Raw genomic sequence first — 19,841 nt, forward strand, 5'->3', positions numbered from 1 at the left:
GCGAGGGGATTTATCCCCGTTGGGTCGCGAAGCGGCCCCAATACCTGCAACCGCGTGTATCAGGCACAACGCGTGTAATGGTTTTGCGACTGCTTCGCAGCCGAACGGGGATAAATCCCCTCGCCACGGGGTTTGCTTCAGCAGAGAGGCAGTCCCTGCACAAACCCGACGCCGGTAACGTCGGGTGTTTCAAAGCCTCGTTTCGTCGCTTGCACCACTACCGTGCAGACGGGCGCGTCACTGATCGGTATAGTGCCGCCCCTCTTCGCGTGAGCGGTCGTCGGTAACGAGGCCATAACCCATGCGAAACCCGAACTAATAACAAACCCGCGAAATGGACCGGGACGAAACCCTCGCCTCGCCTGTCGTGCCGTGCGCAGACCGGTGTAACGCGATGTTTCTGAACATCCAGCATTTGCTTACACAATAAACAGCGAGGAAAAATCCATGCTCGAAGTCATCAACGACTTCCTCTCAGGGAAAGTACTGATCGTGCTCATTGTCGGGCTCGGTAGCTACTTCACGATTCGCTCGCGTTTCGTTCAATTGCGCCACTTCTTCCACATGTTCGCGGTATTCCGCGACAGCCTCAAAGGCAGCGCCGGGCAACTCAGCTCGTTCCAGGCCCTGATGCTCAGCCTTGCCGGCCGCGTCGGTGCAGGCAACATCGCCGGTGTTGGCATCGCCGTGACCCTCGGTGGTCCGGGTGCGGTGTTCTGGATGTGGGTGACCGCTCTGGTCGGCATGTCCAGCAGCTTCTTCGAATGCACCCTGGCCCAGGTCTACAAGCGCGCCGATGGCGATGGCCTGTACCGTGGCGGTCCGGCTTACTACATCCAGCACGGCCTGAAGCTTAAAGGCATGGCGGTGGTGTTCTCGATCCTGCTGCTGGTCACCTACGGCTTCGCCTTCATCGGCCTGCAGTCCTACACCGTGACTCACTCGCTGCAGAACGCCTTTGCCTTTGACCCGCAACACACCGGTATCGTCCTGGCAGTGCTGCTGGCCATCACCTTCATCGGCGGTATCAAGCGTATTGCTTCGGTGTCCGACCTGCTGGTACCGATCAAGACTCTGGCCTATATCGGCGTGACCCTGTACGTGATCGGCACCCAGATCGAACACGTGCCAGCCATGCTGGAAACCATCTTCAAGAGCGCCTTCGGTCTCGACCCGGCCTTTGGCGGCCTGCTCGGCAGCGCCATCGTCATGGGCGTGAAGCGTGGCGTGTTCGCCAACGAAGCGGGCCTGGGCAGTGCGCCAAACGTCGCCGCCGTGGCCGCCGTGAAGCACCCGGGCGCTCAGGGCGTGGTTCAGGCGTTCAGCGTGTTCCTCGACACCTTCGTGATCTGCACCTGCACCGCGCTGCTGATCCTGCTGTCGGGCTTCTACACCCCGGGCTTCGAAGGTGACGGCATCGTCCTGACCCAGAACTCGCTGGCCGCCGTGGTCGGTGACTGGGGCCGCATGTTCGTCAGCGTCGCGCTGTCGCTGTTCGTCTTCACCTGCATCCTCTACAACTACTACCTGGGCGAAAACAGCCTGCAGTTCCTCACCCGCAACCGCGCTGCGCTGATGACTTTCCGCGGCCTGGTGCTGGCACTGGTGGTATGGGGTTCGATGCAGGATCTGTCGACCGTGTTCGCCTTCGCCGACATCACCATGACCTGCCTGGCCTTCGTCAACCTGATGGCCCTGGCCCTGCTGTTCAAGGTCGGCATGCGTGTGATGCGCGACTACGACGAGCAACGTCGTGCCGGCGTCAAACAGCCGGTGTTCGATTCCAGCAAATTTGCCGATCTGGATCTGGATCTGAAGGCCTGGCCGACCAACCCGTCGTCCGCCCCTCAAACCGATGCTCAGCCGCAAGGCGTGCCTGCAGCGCAACGCTGACAGGTGAATGACGGGCGCATCCCCTGCGCCCGTCAGTTATTGTGATGCAATACCTGTAGGAGTGAGCCTGCTCGCGATAGCCATCTATCAATCAACATCGATGTTGAATGAATGAACGCCATCGCGAGCAGGCTCACTCCTACAATGTCATCTCTTGTGGAGACCTTCAGATGATTGCCAATTCCTACCCCGCTGCCCAGCACATCATGGTGCTCTACACCGGTGGCACCATCGGCATGCAGGCCAGCGCCAATGGCCTGGCCCCGGCGTCCGGTTTCGAAGCACGGATGCGCGAGTACCTGCACAGCCAGCCAGAACTGGTCGTGCCGCAGTGGCGCTTTCGCGAGATGGCGCCGCTGATCGACAGCGCCAACATGACCCCGGCCTACTGGCAGCAATTGCGCGAAGCCGTGGTCGACGCCGTCGATGTGCAAGGCTGCGACAGCGTGCTGATCCTGCACGGCACCGACACTTTGGCCTACAGCGCCGCCGCCATGAGCTTCCAGTTGCTCGGCCTGCAGGCCCGCGTATGCTTCACCGGCTCGATGCTGCCGGCCGGCGTCACCGACAGTGACGCGTGGGAAAACCTCAGCGGTGCGCTGGTTGCTTTGGGCCAAGGCCTGGCACCAGGCGTGCACCTGTACTTCCACGGTGAACTGCTGCCGCCGACTCGTTGCGCGAAAGTGCGCAGCTTCGGTCGCCATCCGTTCAAGCGTCTGGAGCGTCAGGGCGGCGGCGTGAAAGCGCCTTCGATTTCAGCCGCGCTGAACTACAACCAACCGAAGCAACTGGCAAAAGTTGCCGTGTTGCCGCTATTCCCGGGCATTGGCGCCGAGATCATCGACGGCCTGCTCGACAGCGGCATTCAGGGTCTGGTGCTGGAATGCTACGGCAGCGGCACCGGGCCGAGCGACAATCCAAAGTTTCTCGCCAGCCTTGCCCGGGCGCGGGACAACGGCGTGGTCGTGGTCGCGGTGACGCAGTGCCATGAAGGCGGCGTCGAGCTGGATGTGTACGAGGCGGGTAGCCGCTTGCGTGGCGTTGGCGTGTTGTCCGGAGGTGGCATGACCCGTGAGGCGGCGTTCGGCAAGTTGCAGGCGTTGCTGGGTGCTGGCCTGGAATCGGCTGAAGTGCGCCGACTGATCGAACTCGACCTGTGCGGCGAGTTGACCTGACACCACACATTCCCCCTGTGGGAGCGGGCTTGCTCGCGAAGGCGGCATGTCAGACAGGCTGATGTCGACTGACATGACACTTTCGCGAGCAAGCCCGCTCCCACAATGGGATCTTCGCCCGGCATGCAACTTGCTGCGTTCCAGCTATCTCAAGGCTGGAAGATCCTATGCTGCACTCCCACCTCACCACCCTCAATGCCGTCTCTCTGGTGCTCAACACCTTCAAGGATCAGGGTCTGTCCAGTGACGCCTTGCTGTCGGGCAGTGGCATCAGCGCGGCGGATCTGAACCGTGCCGATACCCGCATCACCACCAATCAGGAGATGCAGGTCTGCGCCAACGCGGTCGCGCTCAAACATGACATCGGCCTGGAACTGGGCCGGCGCATGCACGTTTCCTGCTACGGCATCCTCGGTTATGCGCTGCTGACCTGTGCCACCTTCGGTGACGCTTTGCGACTGGCGATCCGCTATCCGGCGCTGTTGGGAACACTTTTCGAGCTGAGTCTGGAAGACGACGGCGAGCGCGTCTGGTTTGTTGCCGCCGACTATCGCGAGAGCCCGGCGATGGCGGTGTTCAACGCCGAGTTCTGTCTGGTGTCATTGAAAGTCATCTGCGACGACTTGCTCGGGCATCCGCTGCCGCTGCTCGCGACACGCTTCGAACATGCCGCGCCAGACTACCGCGACCGTTACGCCGAACACTTCGACAGCCCGTTGCATTTCAATGCCAAGGACAACGCTTTCGCCTTCGACCGCCGCTGGCTCGATCAACCGCTGCCGCTGGCCGACGTCATTACGCATCAGGCAATGGCCGAACGCTGCCGCAAGCAGAACCTCGAGTTCACCGGGCGCCAGGCATGGCTGGGACGAATCCGCCAATTGCTCAGCGCCCAACTGAACGCGGCGCCGGGGCTGGAAGGACTGGCGCAGCAGATGAAGTGCTCCCCGCGCACCCTGCGCCGGCACCTCAAAGACATGGGCAGCAGCTATCAGGAACTGCTCGACGAGCTGCGCTTCGAGCGGGCCAAGCAGATGCTGTGTGAGGATCAGTTGCCGATTTACCGCATCGCCGAAACCCTCGGTTTCAGCGAGACCGCGAGTTTTCGCCATGCCTTTGTACGCTGGAGCGGCGTGGCCCCCAGCCAATTCCGCCCACATTGAAGTTCAAAGGTGGGAGCGGGCGGGCTCACGAAGAGGGAGTGTCAGTCACCGGATTCATCCACTGACAAACCGCATTCGCGAGCAAGCCCGCGCCCACAAATGCACTTGTATTTCATGCCCGGATCCGCGCCGTTAAGGGGCGAATTTCGGTCAGTTCTTTTGGCCATATCGATCCCCTTTTGGCCTTTCCTGCCGTTCTCCGATGCGCTCCGTGCCGCAACACTGGGGGCAACCGAATCAGCCCTGCGGAGAACAACAAATGCTGACGATCTACTCAGATGATCACCACCTGCACCACGGCCGCTGCGAACTCATCGATGGCCAGCTCAAACCGTGCTTCGAGATGCCTTCGCGCGCCGACCACGTGCTGCAACGCGTACAGAATCAAAACCTCGGCCCGGTTGAAGCGCCGAAGGATTTCGGCCTGGAGCCGATCGCACGCATCCACAGCCGCGACTACCTCGACTTCTTCAAAGGCGCGTGGGAGCGCTGGACCGAATTCAACACCGACGGCGATCTGCTGCCGTACACCTGGCCGGCGCGCACCCTGCGCGCAATCAAACCGACCAGCCTGCATGGCCAGCTCGGCTATTACAGCTTCGACGGCGGCGCACCGATCACCGCCGGCACCTGGCAAGCGGCGTACAGCGCAGCGCAAGTCGCCCTGACGGCACAAGCGGAAATCCAGCGCGGTGCACGCGGTGCGTTCGCTCTGTGTCGTCCACCGGGACACCACGCTGCCGGCGATTTAATGGGCGGTTATTGCTACCTCAATAACGCCGCGATTGCCGCGCAGGCCTTCCTCGATCAGGGCCACAAGAAAGTCGCGATCCTCGATGTCGACTACCACCACGGCAACGGCACGCAGTCGATTTTCTACGAGCGCAGCGACGTGTTGTTCACCTCGATCCACGGCCACCCGGAAGCGGAATTCCCGTTCTTCCTCGGCTATGACGATGAGCGCGGCGAAGGCGCCGGTGAGGGCTTCAACTTCAACTATCCGCTGCCGGCCGGTTCCGGCTGGGACGTGTGGAGTGCCGCGCTGGATCAGGCCTGTAACGAGATCGACAGCTACGGCGCCGACATCGTCGTTGTGTCGCTGGGTGTCGATACGTTCAAGGACGATCCGATCTCGCAGTTCAAGCTCGACAGCCCGGACTATCTGGCCATGGGCAAGCGCATTGCCGCCCTCGGCAAACCGACCCTGTTCGTCATGGAGGGTGGCTACGCGGTGGAAGAAATCGGCATCAACGCGGTGAACGTGCTGGAAGGTTTCGAACGATGAAAACCCTCAGGCAAGTCATCGCGCCGGCCCTCTGCGCGGCGCTGCTCAGCGGTGTCGTCCACGCGGAAGAACGCACGTTGCGCGTCTACAACTGGTTCGACTACATCACGCCCAAGGCGCTGGAGGACTTCAAGGCGCAGAACACTCAAACCAAACTGGTCTACGACATCTTCGACACCAACGAAGCGCTCGAAGCCAAGCTGCTCACCGGCAACTCCGGTTACGACGTCGTGGTGCCGTCCAACGTGTTCCTCGCCAAACAGATCGAGGCCGGCGTGTTTCAGCCGCTGGATCGCAGCAAATTGCCGAACTGGAACCACCTCGACCCGAAACTGATGAAGCTGATCGAAGCCAACGATCCGGGCAACAAGTTTGCCGTGCCGTACATGTACGGCACGATCCTGATCGGCTTTAACCCGGCCAAGGTCAAAGCCGCTTTGGGCGAAAACGCGCCGGTGGACAGCTGGGACCTGATCTTCAAGGAAGAGAACATCAGCAAGCTCAAGCAGTGCGGTGTCGCCCTGCTCGACTCGCCCTCGGAGATTCTGCCGCTGGCCCTGCAGCACCTGAAGCTCGATCCAAACAGCAAAAACCCGGCGGACTACGCCAAGGCCGAAGCGCTGCTGATGAAGATCCGCCCGTACGTGACCTACTTCCATTCCTCGAAGTACATGGCCGACATCGCCAACGGTGACATCTGCGTCGCCGTCGGTTACTCGGGCAGCTTCTCGCAAGCGGCCAACCGCGCGAAGGAAGCGAAGAACGGCGTGGTGGTCGACATGCGTCTGCCGAAGGAAGGCGCGCCGATCTGGTTCGACATGCTTGCCATTCCCAAGGGCGCGAAGAACACCGAGGACGCTTACACCTTCATCAATTACCTGCTGCAACCGGCGGTCATCGCACCGGTCAGCGACTTTGTCGGCTATCCGAACCCGAACAAGGACGCCACCGAACGGGTCGACCCGGCAATTCGCAACAACCCCAATCTGTACCCGACCGATACGGCGATGGGCACGCTGTACACCTTGCAACCCCTGCCGCGCGACGCCGAACGCGCGCGAACCCGAGCCTGGACGAAGATCAAGTCGGGCACCTGACAGACCCGACGTCGCAACACTCAAGACCCGCCTGTGCGGGTCTTTTTATTGAGCCAGCGACAACTGCCGACCGCCGCACGCGTGAAATGGCTCGACGAGCGCCGTCCACTCAATGGCCCAAAGAAGGATTACCTGCAAGAGCAGACGGCCAGAGCCCTGTTTTTCCCGACGCTGGCACCGGCTCCCGAAACCGACTGCTGACCTGACTTCAGGCGCAGACCCGTGCCCTTTTGGCAGGTATGTTTTTCTTCTCTGCGATACATATCTACCGCACGCCTCGGGCCGCCCTTCTTTAACTTTTGACGCATCGACGAGGCCGGCACAAGCCGCCTCCCACCCTGCGCCAAAGGAATGACCATGACCGATGATGCGGCGCCAGCCGTCCTCCCGCCCTCCACTGCATTGCTCGGAAAAAGCGAACTGGTCAGCCAGACCAGCCACGGCCCGACTCTCGGCACTGTTGCCTCGCAAGTATTGAGCGACGCCCTCAAAGAGATGTACCCGGATCTGACCATCGACCCCGACCGCAGCATGATCGCCACTCCGCAGTGGCTGATTGTGCAGAACGATCTGGTCCCCGGCGTCAGTCGCTTCGAATCCCTGAGCCATACACTGGTGCGACTGAGTCTGTTCGATGAAACCGCCAACTTCATCGCTGGCGAGCACTTTCTGACCACCGAACCGGATGCGCCTACACCGCTGCAACTGGCCGTGGACATCGAAGACATCGCCGCGCTGCTCAACGACTACGCACCGTTACTGTTTGTCGAATATCAGGCGCGTCAGCTGGACTTCTGGAACCAGACCGGCAAGCGCCTGCCGCGCTGGCAGGAGCTTGCAGAGTCGTTGCGCAAAGCCTTGAACGTCAAGCAGGTGCAGGGCTGGAACGCCGATGAGTGCGCAATGGCGCAACAGGTGTTCCTGAAACCGGACAAGTCCGAACGCTCCGATGATGCATTTACCAACCTGCAGGCCTGCCTGATCGACATCGATACCGTCGAAGACGGCATCAGCCAGCATTTGATGATCGGCGGTGCGCTGGTTTTGCGGGCGACTCATCAAAGCCGTGAGCTGATCACCATGTTCACCATCGAGAGCGGTTACGAGTCCTTCGAATCGCTGGAAAAGCTTGGCGAATCGCTGCCGGCACGTATCACAGGTCAGCTGGCAGGGCGAGCCATGCAGTGGCGACTGTTCGAGCCGGACGGCAATGTTTTCGATCACATGGCCTGGGCTCTCGTGGCGTCTCAGCTCGACAGCATCGATGCGCTCAGGCGCATCGACACAGCGCCCGTTTCGGCGGCCGCTCCGGGGCTCGCGCCGAAGGCTCCAGTTGACGAACAGGTGCGTCTGGACTCGCTGGAAGCGGCCATTCCCGAATGGCTGCTCAGCGCCTCGCCCGCAGATATCGCCGCTTACGGTCAATACATCACCCGGCTGGGTCAGCTGTATCAGGAGCCCACTCAAAAAAGCGCCAAGGACGAAATCGAATCGATCAGCCAATACGCTCAGCGCGAAATGCGCGAAGCAATCGTCAAGGACAAACAGGCCGAAGGTGCCGCCGCATTGCCGCTGGATGAGCTGGAAATCACCATCACCAACAGCTTCACCGGCGGCAATCTGACCTTGCCCAACCCACTGGATACGCACACCGAAACCCTCGCCGAATTTGCTCTGGAAAATGCGGCGCCCTACCTCACCAGCCTGCGCTTCAAAGATGCCACAACAGTGCCCGAGTGGCTGACGGCCGACTTGCTGCTACGCCTGTCGAGGCAGATCGATGTCGGCAAAACCTATCCGCAGATGCTCAAACGCAAATTGATCGATGACCCGGTGGAGGTGAAGCGCCAGGCCCGTTTGTACGAAAAGCAGTTGCGCCTGCTGTTGCCCCTCGCCGCGCTGGAATGCAAGGTCAGACACGAGAACGGCGTCGATGAAACCGGCTACAACTACATCGTCCAATTGATGGACGAGATTGCCAGCGACTTGCAAGCGTTGAGCATCTGCCCGCTGACACTGATCCCCCAGCATCGGGTGATCAGCAGTAAAGACACGGTCACCAACATGTTCATCATCGGGCCGACCGATCCCGCCAACGGACCGTGCCTGCTCTATCGACCGTTGTCCGAACGTCCGTTGATGCAATTCCCTTCCCGGCAGAATCTGCTCTACGCCCTGCACCAGCCCGGCGAGCTGCGCGACTCGGTGCTGGCATGGCTACCCGACAAGGCAATGAGTTTCGAATACGCGCAATACGTATTTCCTGTTGGCCTGCCCTCTCCGTGGCTGATCACCCAGCAACTCAACGACCCGCTGCTCAGCCTCAATGGCCTGGGCCGTGTGACGCTTGGCAACGAAGCCATCGACGGCGATCGCCTGCGCGCGCTGTTCGACAACAATGCCGAAGCACTCGTCGCCCTGGCTGACCGTGAGTCGCAGTCCAATGCCGAACAACGCTGGGCGTTGCTCAGGGACAGCGGCTGGGCATTGTTCAATGTGGCCTCGAACTTTCTCAGCGGTGCGCTCGGGACGGCGGTATGGGTGTGGCAGAGTATCGACGCACTTCAGCAGGCGCTGGATGCCCACGAGCGCGGTGACCGTTTTGCCGAATGGACATCGCTGGGCGACATGTTGCTTACGTTGGGAATCATCCTCACACATCACGCGGTCATGCGTCGGCAGGCGGCCTCAGGGAAAGCCCCGCGCCGCTCGGTGGAGGTCGAGACCCCGGTCAAACCCGAAGCAGTGTCTGTCACTGTCACCTTCGACAAGGCGTCGCTACGTGCCGAATTGAAGCCCGAGCATTGCTCCTCGATTGAAGTGGCCGGCTCGGTGCCCCGTCGCGCGCCTACCGCCATGGGCGCCTTTCTGGACACGCTCGAAGTAGACAAACCCGATCTCGCCAGTGAAAACCTCTCGCGCATCAACGAGCAGCCGCCTTACCTATACCAGCTTGATGACAAGACCTATGCCAGCGTCGGTGAGCGCTGGTTCGAAGTCAGCGTGGACGCGGATGAGCAGATCACCATCAACTATCCCGGCGATCCCGCACGCAGCGGCCCCTCGCTCAAACGGGCGGCTCATGGTCTCTGGGATGTTGATTTACGCTTGCGCCTGCGTGGCGGAGGCCCGAAAAGTCGCCGCGAGGTGAAGAAAAAAGAGAAAGCCAAACGCAGGCTCGAACTGGAAAAAGAATTCGAGACTTTCAAAGCCGACGAAGTGAACAAAAAGCAGGAACTGCTACTGGCACAGGCCAATATCAAAACGGCCACACCACAGACACTGGCGGCAATGATCGACCTTTACGCTGCCGCACTCGAAGTGCGAATGCTCGACTACGAACAGGCACTAAAGAACCTCAAGGAATATCGCGCCAATGACGGCACCACCGGGTATGTCTACAACATGCTGCGGTTGAATACCGAACTGCAGAAACATATATCCCTCTGGTACAACATCAAGGGGCATCAGTACAACAAATTGGCACGCCAGTTGATTGAGGGCGAAACCGCTGACCCGCCGCTACCGCGCCAGACCTTCGTCGACATCATCGGCAAGGCGACCGAACTGGGGCAGCAATTCGTCGAAAGGCTGACCTTCGCGCGTACCTCGCTGGTAGAGCTCAAGGCTCTGGGCAGGGCCGGTATCACCAGAGCCATCGAACTGGAAAGCTTGCTTGCGGAATCGACGCCACTGGATTTCAAGGTCAATGAGATAGGCATGGCCCAGGAGTTGTGCCTGCAAGATCAGACCGGCCCGCTCATGAAACAGGCGCGAGACGCGCTGGCGCAGATTCTCGTCAATGCTGCCGGGGCTGCACGAGAATTTTCCGTGCTCATGAAAGGCATCACGCCGCCTGTCAATCCAGAAGCGACGCTGCAACGGTTGAATCGGTTGATCGACGTCTTTGCAGACGCCGATCAGCGTATTCAGGATCTGCCGGAGCAACATCCCGGACTGACCCTGCCCAACCCGCTGATGCGCCTGCGCACACTGATCGAGGAGTTTTCCCAACTGGCTCAGGGCGAAGTCGATTCGGTGCTGCTCAACAATCCGCAACTGGTCACCCCTGAAGTGACGCCGCTTCCACGCCCGGGCCCGTCCCGTCTCGCGATAAAAGTCAGCAAGAGTCGCCCCAGAACGGGTTCGGAGCCATCGAGCAGTACCTCGCAGGCGTCTTCCAGACCGGCGCCCATTGAAAACATCTTGCCAAAGGCGGTCACGCCACCAAGCGTACAACCCAACGACTACACCCTGATTGCCGATGCCCTGATCTTGAATCTGGATGTGCCGTTCTTCCTTGAACGGACTGAAAAAGATGCGCAGCGCCCCAGTCGTATTCCAGCGGATATGCAGGACATCTTCGAACAGTACGCACGCAGGCTGGAGCAAACCGCTACCAGCGTCGACGAGGCTCTGGCACGGATGACAGCCAGCGGGCACGAACCTCTACCAACGGCCACACTGGGTGCAGAGTTGCGAGGGCGGGCTACCGACGTCAGAACCAAGGGCGTCGCCGTGCGTGCCGATCTGTACAAGAACAGGAAGCCCACCAGCGAAAGTCTTGAATGGATGAATACAAACAGGCAGTTGCAGATCGATCGAAACCCGAAGGGCCGAATCAAGACCCGGCAAATGGGCGATTACTTTCAGGAGTACCGGATTTTCTACAAAGACCCAAAGAGCCAAAAGAACCAACTTTTATGGGTTGCGCACTTTCACTACCCAAACGAACAGACACCCGTTGACCAGCCCGCAACCGCTCACCTGAAAATCGCTGATGCCTATCTGAAAGACCTCACGCCAGCGCTACGCTCATCGCTGACGAGCTTCGCCCCGATTGATGGCGTATTACGCAAAATCAACGCCCCGGAACTGCGCCAGTTGTTTTTTGACCTGGAGCCAAAAGCAGCGTCATCCAGCACGTGATGACGTTGCTCAAACGCCCCAGACTTTACGCAATCGAGCCAGCGCTGCGGTGATCGCTGGCTCTGGCACCGCCGCGAAACCCATTACCAGCCCGGCGCGCCGATCATCAGAGATTGTCGAGTCGGGCAACCAGTAACTGCTTAATCCGTTGATCTCGACCCCGACGCTGGCGGCTTCGGCGATCAGTTCCTGCTCACGGGAAACCGTATCGACCGGCACCGTCAAATGCAGCCCTGCCGCCACGTTCGGCAGGCTGCCCACCCCGTCTATGTTCATCGGCCAACCGGCCAGCAACGTATTGCGCCGGCTCAACGCCGCACGACGCATACGGCGGATGTGTCGTTGAAAATGTCCGGCAGCCATGAACTCGGCCATGACTGCCTGAGTGCTGACCTCAGAATGACGAACGTCTACCGCACGGCGCTGCGAGAACGCCTGCACCAACGCGGGCGGCAACACCAGATAACCCAGGCGCAATGCCGGGAATGCAACCTTGCCGAAAGTGCCTACATAGAGCACGCGGCCCTGACGATCGAGCGCCGCCAGAGGTGCCAGTGGCGCGCCGGTGTAGCGGTACTCGCCGTCGTAGTCGTCCTCGACGATCCAGCCTTGGGTGCGCTCGGCCCAGGCCAGCAACTCCAGACGCCGGGCAAGGCTCATGACCACACCGGTCGGGTACTGATGGGACGGCGTGACGTACGCCACCCGACAATCGCCGAGGCCGGCCATCGCGCTGCAATCGATGCCATCACTGTCCACCGCAACGCCATGCAAGCGCGCCCCGGCCACAGCGAACGCGTGACCGGCGGCGCGGTAGCCCGGATTCTCGATGGCCACGCCATCGCCCGGTTCCACCAGCAACTGTGCACAAAGGCTGATTCCCTGCTGCGCGCCACTGGTGATCACAATTTGTTCAGCCGTGCACTGCATGCCACGAGAGCTGCGCAAATAGGCGGCGATCATTCCACGCAGACGTGCATCGCCCGCCGGATCGCCGTAACACAGCTGCTGAAGATCGGGTTTGCGCCAGAAAGCCGCATTCAGCTTGGCCCATACCTCGAACGGGAACAGGTCAAACGCCGGCACACCCACGCGAAATGCCCGTGGTGGGCCACTCGGCGGCGTCGGCAAATGGTTCTTTTCAAGGCGCGTAAACGTACCGCTGTGGATAACTTTACTGGATGGAACCACAGGTAAATCCAGCCAATTTGTGGATAAGGCTGTGGGTAAGCCTGTTGAAAAGCCTGTGGATACTTTTGTGGATAGTTTTTTCTCAGGGGTAAGCACCTGTGCCAGTTGCGCGACATAAGTGCCGTCGCCGACCCGCCCTTCTATGAACCCTTCGGCGTACAGCTGATCGTAGGCCCGCACCACGCTGTTGCGGGAAATCCCCAATGCCGCCGCCAGGTCGCGACTCGCCGGCAGGCGTGTGCCACTGGCCAATCGGCCATCGAGCACGCGCAGGCGCAGCGCCTGGTAGAGCTGACGGCTCAGACCCTGGCGGCGATCCAGTTCGATACCGGCGGGATTGAACGAGAGAGACAGCGTGGACGCATCAGACATGACAATGGACCTATGAAATTGGTCATCAATGGCTCTTACAACAGACCAATAGCCTGCCTAGGATGCAGGCATTCGCCAAGGAAAATTTCTCCATGTACACGCCGCGCGCTTTCGCCATTGAAGACCTGTCCCAACTGCACGAACTGATGCTCGCCACCCGTCTCGCCATTCTGGTGACCCACGGCGAAAACGGCCTGCAGGCCAGTCACGTACCCGTGCTGCTGCATTGCGAGCAAGGTGAGTACGGCACGCTGTACGGGCATCTGGCCAAGGCCAATCCACAGTGGAAAGACCTGCGCGACGGCGCTGAGGCTCTGTTGATCTTCGCCGGCCCGGACGCTTACGTCAGCCCGGGCTTTTACCCGAGCAAGGCCGAGCACGGCAAAGTCGTACCAACCTGGAATTACGTCGCCGTGCACGCCTATGGCCGCGCCGAAACCTTCAGCGATGGCGGGCGCCTGCTCGACATCGTCAGCACCCTCACCAACCGCCACGAGGTTGGCCGCGCAAACCCTTGGTCAGTCGAGGATGCGCCTGCCGATTACATCGACGGCATGCTCAAGGCCATCGTCGGTTTTGCCATTCCGATCGACCGGCTCGAAGGCAAACGCAAGCTCAGCCAGAACCGCAGCGCCGAAGACATCGCCGGCGTTCGTGAAGGGCTGGCCGCCAGCCCCGACGTCAACGACCAAACCCTCGCCCACTTGATGCGTTAAGGAAGTCAGCATGAGTCAAATCGAAATCCGCCCCGTCAGCGTCGACGACCACAGCGCCTGGCTGCCGCTCTGGCAGGCCTATCTGCGCTTCTACAACACTGAATTGCCGGACGCGGTGACCGAGAGTTCCTGGCAACGCTTTCTCGACCCGGGCGAACCGACCCACGCGGCATTGGCCTGGGTCAATGGCAAAGCAGTCGGCATGGTGCATTACATCTATCACCGCTCGAACTGGAGCATCGAAAACTCCTGCTACCTGCAGGACTTGCTGGTGGTGCCGCAAACCCGCGGCACCGGTGTCGGCCGCCGGTTGATCGAACACGTTTACGTCACGGCCAAAGCCGACGGATGCTGCAAAGTGCATTGGCTGACCCATGAAACCAACGGCACCGCGATCCAGCTCTATGAGCGCATCGCCGAACGCCCGGGTTTCATCCAGTTTCGCAAAGCCATTTAAGGAGCCGCGCCCATGACCACGTCACTTGCCGACTGGAAAGGCGTTCCAGCGCCCACCACCCAACTGCTCGAAGGCCGCTTTATCCGTCTGGAAAAACTCGACCCGGCGCGCCATGGCGATGACCTGTTCAGCGCCCTCGAAGGCCCCGGCGGCGACCCGAAACTCTGGGATTATTTGCCCTACGGCCCGTTCCCGGAACGCAGCGTCTTCAACGACTGGCTGAACAACCACGCCGCCAGCAGCGATCCGTATTTCTTCAGCGTCATCGACCGCGCCAGCGGTCAGGTGCAAGGCATCCTCAGCCTGATGTCGATCGTTGCGGCCCAGGGCCGCATCGAAATCGGCCACGTCACCTTCGGCGCGCCGATGCAGCGCTCGCCGAAAAGCACCGAGGCGGTTTACTTGCTGGCGAAACACTCCTTCGACCTGGGCTACCGTCGCCTCGAATGGAAATGCAATAACGGCAACGCCCGCTCCAAGTACGCCGCCGAACGTCTGGGCTTCAGTTTTGAGGGCGTGTTCCGCCAGCACATGGTGGTCAAGGGCCAGAACCGCGATACGGCGTGGTACTCGATTCTGGATTCGGAATGGCCGGCGATTGCGGCAGGGTTCGAACGCTGGTTGGCAGATGACAATCAGACGCCCACAGGGCAAGTGAAAGGCCTGGTCGAGTGCCGTGCCGAACGCTGAACAAGCAGCGGGTTCAGCCGTTTTCACGGCGAACCCGCACTACCCCCATTTTCAGCCCGAACGGTCGGAACACAGCATTCAAGGATTTCAGCGTCTGATTGCCCTCGCCGTGCTCGATATGCACCAGCGTGCGCACGGAAATTTTGCACATCTTCGCGAACTGCGCCTGATGTAACCCCGTCACTTCCACGCGCAATCGGCGCACGGCTTCGCCGATCTCAAGCGTCCCCTGAGCCAGCGCCTCTTGAATACTTTCGATGAGCACAGTGCGCTCAGCCACAGTCATGCTCATTTCAAATCCCACTCTTTCAAGCGTTGCTCCAGGTTTCTCAGATGAATGCCCGGATGGTTCATTGTCCGTGCAGGTAAACCACTGGCCGACAAAATATCCGGCAGCGCTGCCAATCGTTGCGCATCAGCGCGCAACCGTTCGAAACAATCAGTCGCGTCGGATAAGCCCGCCAACGGATCATCTGGATCGGCGATGTCTGCCAAGGCGCGGCAGACGCCACGCCAGTCGACATCGCCGGCGACCTCCAGCTCTCTGGGCCATTTGGTTGTACGAGTCACGCCTTCGTCATCCATGACCATGGGGGCCAAGTCATAAATCGGCGCCAGTCGAAACGTATTTGCCTGCCGGATGATGGCGGTATTTCGACCATGGTTGTCCGAGTTGCCAAGGATCTTGTTGATCAGATCCCGCCGCAGGTAATCCGCCACAAGCGCCGGAATCTGACTCGTTTGCCCGGCATCGCGCCACAGCCGGGCGAGCATGCGGATGACATCCATGTGGTTCATGGCGCTCCCCGGCGTGGTGACTCCGGCCAACGAATAAACCGACTCGACGGCAAAGCGTTGCACGTCGCCGTGCGAAACTTTTCGATCAAAGCGCTGCATCCACAGACTGGGCTTGTTCGCCTCCTCTAACGCCAGACCTTCGGCAGATACGGTCTCGATACCCAACGCCTGCAAAGCTTTGTAGTAGTGAAATTCGCTTCGCAAAATATCCTGATCGGTCAGGCCTCCCCTGTTCCGGGCGAATTTCACAAACCAATGCTGGCGGACGTCCTCATCTCTCAATACCGCATCCGGGTACAAGAGGCCGGCACGGTTCTCCGCCAGCAGAAGTTTCGGGGCCTCACCTCCTGCTCCGGTCGCCCCGCCAATCGCAGCGCCCAACTCATAGGCGTATTCAAGAAAGCGGTTGTCACGGTTAACCACATCCTGACGCTGGAATCCTATCGGTTCGCGCTCATCAACCAGCTCTACCGATTCTTTTACGCGCATGTTGCCGATTGGCGCTGGAGTACTCCGACCAAGCAGGTACAGATCCGCCGCGATGTTTTCCGGCCGGTCTTTCCCCAGGCGGGCAAGAAGAAATCTTTTGGCAGCGCCTGCCGGTGCAATGTCATGCACAAATGCCGGGGTGCCGGATCGACGACCTTCCCAATCCAACGGATACAACGCACTCACAGCCCTCGAGAAGGGAGATCCGATGGCTTCAATATTGTCGACAAGATAAGACGCCTCGTAGCCAAAACTGCAGCGGCTTTCGAAGCCTTTTTCCGGCTCGTCGAAGGTCAACACCATCGCATCGTGCCACTGACCTGCGGTGAATATTTGGAGTGTCAGGTTGTACATACTCTTCCCATCTGCATTTAAATGCACTTGGAACACCTATTACGGTATTTGAAATGCAATATAGTGCATTCGCGGAGCTAAAGGGAAAGTTATATGTGCAATAAAATGCATAAATTCGCAATAAATTGCCACGTGAACGCAAAATAATGCAGACATCATTCTGTAAAAACTCATCGCTATACAGGACGGCCCGTTTATAACAAAAAGGCCTTCTGCCCATGCCCTTCCCGCCCCAGCGTCTGTCCTTCGCCATCGGTCTGCTGATTTGCGCCACAGCGGCCCACGGTAAGACCGTACAGATCGACACCGCAACCACCGCCGCACAAACCTTGGGTGGCAGCGACACGTTGACGATTTCGGCGCCGGGCAGTATCACCAACAGCGGCAAGACCATCAGCCTCAAGGACAGCACCAGCGGCGCCGGTGTGGTGATCGACAACGCGGGCAAAATCGTCTCTTCCGGTGGCCGGGCGATCGACAGCAGCGGCGACCTGACTCAGGCTCGCAACTACACGATCTACAACCGCAGCGGTGGGCAGATTCTCGGTGCAAACGATGCGCTGCGAATCGACAGCAACTTCATCAGTGGCAGCCTGTTGATCGACAACAGCGGGCTCATTCGCTCGGCCACCGGCCAAGGGCTGGATCTCGATGCGCTGCGCAGTGACGGAGTAAAAACCACGATCATCAATCGCGCGGGCGCGCTGATTCGCGGCGATGCCAGCGACGGCATGAAGACCGGCGCCAACGCGACGATTACCAACGATGGGGAGATCTCCACGGGAGACTCGCACAATGCCGACGAGAAGTTCGACGGCATTGATATCGATACGGCAACCGGTGTCTCGATCACCAACCGTGGAGTGATTTCCGGCGGCCGCCACGGCATCACCACCGACCTCGGCGCCACGCTGGTCAACTACGGGCAGATTACCGGGCGCAACGGCTCGGGCTTCGGTTCCGATGGCGACGGCACAGTGATCAACCACGGCACTATCACCGGCGCCTACTCCGGGCTGCAACCGAACGGTGACGGCGATGGCGTAGACATCGACAAGATCGCTCACATTGAAAACTACGGCGTGATTCAGGGCGTGGGCGCCGGTGGCGTCGACAAGGGTGGTTTCGCCAATGGCAGTGAAGGCATCGCCCTCGGCGGCGGTTACATCCTCAACGCCAGCGGCGCACTGATCAGCGGCGCCAACAGCGCAATTCTGGTCGACGACGGCAGCGGCGGCTCGGGGTTGGCCGCCACCACGCTGGAGAACTTCGGCACCATTCAAGGGCTCGACGGCTTCGGCGTGAAGTTCGTCGGCGAGTTCGCCGACAACGTCATCAACGGCGGCACCCTCAGCGGCAGCAATGGTCTGGCGCTGGATCTGGGTGGCGGCAACGACAGCCTGACCTTGCGCAGTGGCAGCCGCTTTGTCGGCGTGGTCGATGGCGGCAGCGGTTACGACCGTGTAGTGATGGATGACGCGGCGGGCGGCAGCTTCGGCGCCAGTCGCAATTTCGAATGGCTTGAGGTCAAGCAAGGCGCGTGGACCCTGACCGGCAGCGGCGACTTCAGCGACGGCGGCGCGGTGCGCAAAGGTGCGGCGTTGATCAACCAGGGTGGCATTGCCGGCAGTCTCACGGTGGATGCCGGCGGTGTGTATACCGGTGGCGGCTCGGTGGGCAATCTCAACGTCAACGGCACGCTTCGAACCAACACGTCGCTCGGCCGCGCGAATATTGTTCACGACCTGAACATGAGCAGCGCCGCGACCCTCGCCTACGGCGTCAACGCGGACGGCAGCAGCGCCCCGGTCCAGGTCGGCGGCACGGCCAGCCTCAACGGCGCGACCCTGGCGGTGAATCCCGGCACGGGCAATTACCCGTGGCAAAGCCATTACACCGTGTTGCAAGCCGGGCAGGTCAAAGGTACTTTCGACAAAGTCACCAGCGACTACGCGTTCCTGACGCCGACCCTCGCCTACACACCGACCCAGGTCGATCTGACTTACACCCGCAACGACGTGGCCTTCAATCAATTCGCCGCCTCCGGCAACGGCAGCAACGCCGCCAACAGCCTCGCTTCGATGGGCTCCCATAACACGCTGTACAACGCCCTGCTCAACACCACCCAAAGCAGTGCCGGCGCGGCCATCGAGCAACTCGCCGGCGCGAGTAACGCCAACCTGACCAGCGCCACCCTCGGCGCCAGCAACCAGGTCGGCAGCAGCATGCTCTCGGCGATGCAGCAAATGGGTGGCAGCCCGAGCTTGAAGGTCGGCCTCGATTCGCGTGAAACGCCGGTGCTGGCAGCCAACGGTGTGCCGCCCGAAGCGCGCAACCTCAATGACCCGAATGCACGCGGACGCCTTTGGCTACAGGCCATTGGCGGCTACGGCAAACTCGACGGCGAACACGGCGGCAGCAGTCTCGAACAACGCACCAAGGGCAGCGTTCTCGGCGCCGACTGGTCGCTGAATTCAGCGTGGAGACTCGGTGTCCTCGGCGGTTATTCGAAGACCGAACTGGACGCCACCGGCGTCGACGGCAACGTCGAGAGCTGGCATGCGGGCGTCTACGCGCTACACCAGAACGGCCCGCTCTCCTTGCGCCTCGGCGCCGCGTACAGCGGCCATCAGGGCGAGAGCAAACGCACGATTGCGTTCAATGGCTTCAGCGATCGCCCGAAAGGCGATTACGACGCCGACAGCCAACAAGCCTTCGCCGAACTCGGTTACGCCATGGGCAGCGGCCGCCTCAGTGCCGAACCGTTCGCCAGCCTCGGCTACCAGCGTTACCACCGCGACAGTTATCGGGAAAAGGGCGGCGCCGCTGCGCTGCAAGTCGACAGCCAGACCCAGGACAATTTCAGCAGCACCTTCGGCTTGCGCCTCGCGCACCTGAGTAGCCTCGACAACGGCATGAGCATCACCCCGCGTGTGGCGGCCGGCTGGAAACACACCTACGGCGACGTCAGCAGCTCGACGCGCCAGGCTTTTGTGGTCGGTGGCACAGCCTTCAGTGTCGATGGCAGTTCGCTGGATCGTGACAGTCTGGTTGTGGAAGCCGGGCTGGACGTGGGCCTCTCTGCGCGGCATACGCTGGGCGTGGGATACAGCGGCGAGGTCGGAAGCAACAGTCGCAACCACGGTTTGATCGGGCAATGGCAGATGAGTTTTTGAGGATTGAACAGCCAGTGCGGTCTTGTTCGGCTGTAGGAAAAGGATGCCCTGACGTC

The 19,841-nt window shown here is 60.6% G+C and carries 14 protein-coding genes; 11 read left to right on the forward strand and 3 right to left on the reverse strand.

Going from position 1 to position 19,841, the window contains the following annotated elements:
• The first annotated feature begins 447 nt into the window (after window positions 1-447).
• The 7 genes from F2P67_RS17365 to F2P67_RS17395 all read left to right on the forward strand — a co-directional run bounded on the left by F2P67_RS17365 (window position 448) and on the right by F2P67_RS17395 (window position 11,542).
• Window positions 448-1,893 (forward strand): alanine/glycine:cation symporter family protein, encoded by a 1,446-nt coding sequence (locus F2P67_RS17365; RefSeq protein WP_166221949.1) that lies wholly within the window; start codon window positions 448-450, stop codon window positions 1,891-1,893.
• A gap of 170 nt (window positions 1,894-2,063) precedes the next feature.
• Window positions 2,064-3,068 (forward strand): asparaginase, encoded by a 1,005-nt coding sequence (locus F2P67_RS17370; RefSeq protein ID WP_166221951.1) that lies wholly within the window; start codon window positions 2,064-2,066, stop codon window positions 3,066-3,068.
• Between the two features lie 167 nt (window positions 3,069-3,235).
• A complete protein-coding gene (locus F2P67_RS17375; RefSeq protein WP_166221953.1) occupies window positions 3,236-4,231 on the forward strand; it encodes an AraC family transcriptional regulator in 996 nt (331 codons plus the stop codon).
• A gap of 259 nt (window positions 4,232-4,490) precedes the next feature.
• Window positions 4,491-5,516: a histone deacetylase family protein gene (locus tag F2P67_RS17380; protein ID WP_166221955.1), complete on the forward strand. Its 1,026-nt coding sequence runs from the start codon at window positions 4,491-4,493 to the stop codon at window positions 5,514-5,516.
• Window positions 5,513-6,613: a polyamine ABC transporter substrate-binding protein gene (locus tag F2P67_RS17385; protein ID WP_166221957.1), complete on the forward strand. Its 1,101-nt coding sequence runs from the start codon at window positions 5,513-5,515 to the stop codon at window positions 6,611-6,613. Before F2P67_RS17380 ends, F2P67_RS17385 begins: the two co-directional genes overlap by 4 nt.
• Window positions 6,614-6,661: 48 nt before the next feature.
• A complete protein-coding gene (locus F2P67_RS17390) occupies window positions 6,662-6,814 on the forward strand; it encodes a hypothetical protein (protein WP_166221959.1) in 153 nt (50 codons plus the stop codon).
• A 156-nt stretch (window positions 6,815-6,970) separates the two neighbouring features.
• Window positions 6,971-11,542: a dermonecrotic toxin domain-containing protein gene (locus F2P67_RS17395; RefSeq protein WP_166221961.1), complete on the forward strand. Its 4,572-nt coding sequence runs from the start codon at window positions 6,971-6,973 to the stop codon at window positions 11,540-11,542.
• Window positions 11,543-11,551: 9 nt separating this feature from the next.
• Here F2P67_RS17395 and pdxR read toward each other — a convergent pair whose 3' ends face one another.
• Window positions 11,552-13,105 (reverse strand): MocR-like pyridoxine biosynthesis transcription factor PdxR, encoded by a 1,554-nt coding sequence (pdxR, locus tag F2P67_RS17400; RefSeq protein WP_166221963.1) that lies wholly within the window; start codon window positions 13,103-13,105, stop codon window positions 11,552-11,554.
• Window positions 13,106-13,197: 92 nt separating this feature from the next.
• On the opposite strand from pdxR, the gene F2P67_RS17405 reads away from it, so the two are divergent.
• The 3 genes from F2P67_RS17405 to F2P67_RS17415 are packed head-to-tail and all read left to right on the forward strand — an operon-like array spanning window position 13,198 to window position 14,968.
• On the forward strand, window positions 13,198-13,821 hold the full coding sequence (locus F2P67_RS17405) for an FMN-binding negative transcriptional regulator (RefSeq protein ID WP_166221965.1): 624 nt from the start codon (window positions 13,198-13,200) through the stop codon (window positions 13,819-13,821).
• Between the two features lie 10 nt (window positions 13,822-13,831).
• The gene (locus tag F2P67_RS17410; RefSeq protein ID WP_166221967.1) at window positions 13,832-14,278 is read left to right on the forward strand and encodes a GNAT family N-acetyltransferase; all 447 of its coding nucleotides are present in this window, start codon (window positions 13,832-13,834) and stop codon (window positions 14,276-14,278) included.
• A 12-nt stretch (window positions 14,279-14,290) separates the two neighbouring features.
• Window positions 14,291-14,968, forward strand: coding sequence for a GNAT family N-acetyltransferase (locus F2P67_RS17415; RefSeq protein WP_166221969.1), 678 nt, complete (start codon window positions 14,291-14,293; stop codon window positions 14,966-14,968).
• A gap of 13 nt (window positions 14,969-14,981) precedes the next feature.
• Here F2P67_RS17415 and F2P67_RS17420 read toward each other — a convergent pair whose 3' ends face one another.
• Complete coding sequence (locus F2P67_RS17420) at window positions 14,982-15,260, reverse strand: helix-turn-helix domain-containing protein (RefSeq protein WP_166221971.1); 279 nt, start codon at window positions 15,258-15,260, stop codon at window positions 14,982-14,984.
• Window positions 15,257-16,609 carry a type II toxin-antitoxin system HipA family toxin gene (locus F2P67_RS17425; protein ID WP_166221973.1) on the reverse strand — a complete coding sequence of 451 codons (1,353 nt, stop codon included), beginning with the start codon at window positions 16,607-16,609 and terminating at the stop codon, window positions 15,257-15,259. The genes F2P67_RS17420 and F2P67_RS17425 overlap by 4 nt, the downstream gene beginning before the upstream one ends.
• Window positions 16,610-16,827: 218 nt before the next feature.
• On the opposite strand from F2P67_RS17425, the gene F2P67_RS17430 reads away from it, so the two are divergent.
• Window positions 16,828-19,785, forward strand: a complete 2,958-nt coding sequence (locus F2P67_RS17430; protein WP_166221975.1) for an autotransporter outer membrane beta-barrel domain-containing protein — start codon at window positions 16,828-16,830, stop codon at window positions 19,783-19,785.
• The last annotated feature ends 56 nt before the right edge of the window (window positions 19,786-19,841 follow it).

Origin of the sequence: Pseudomonas atagonensis, from assembly GCF_011369485.1 — a bacterium.
In the GTDB taxonomy this organism is placed as follows: Bacteria; Pseudomonadota; Gammaproteobacteria; order Pseudomonadales; family Pseudomonadaceae; genus Aquipseudomonas; species Aquipseudomonas atagonensis.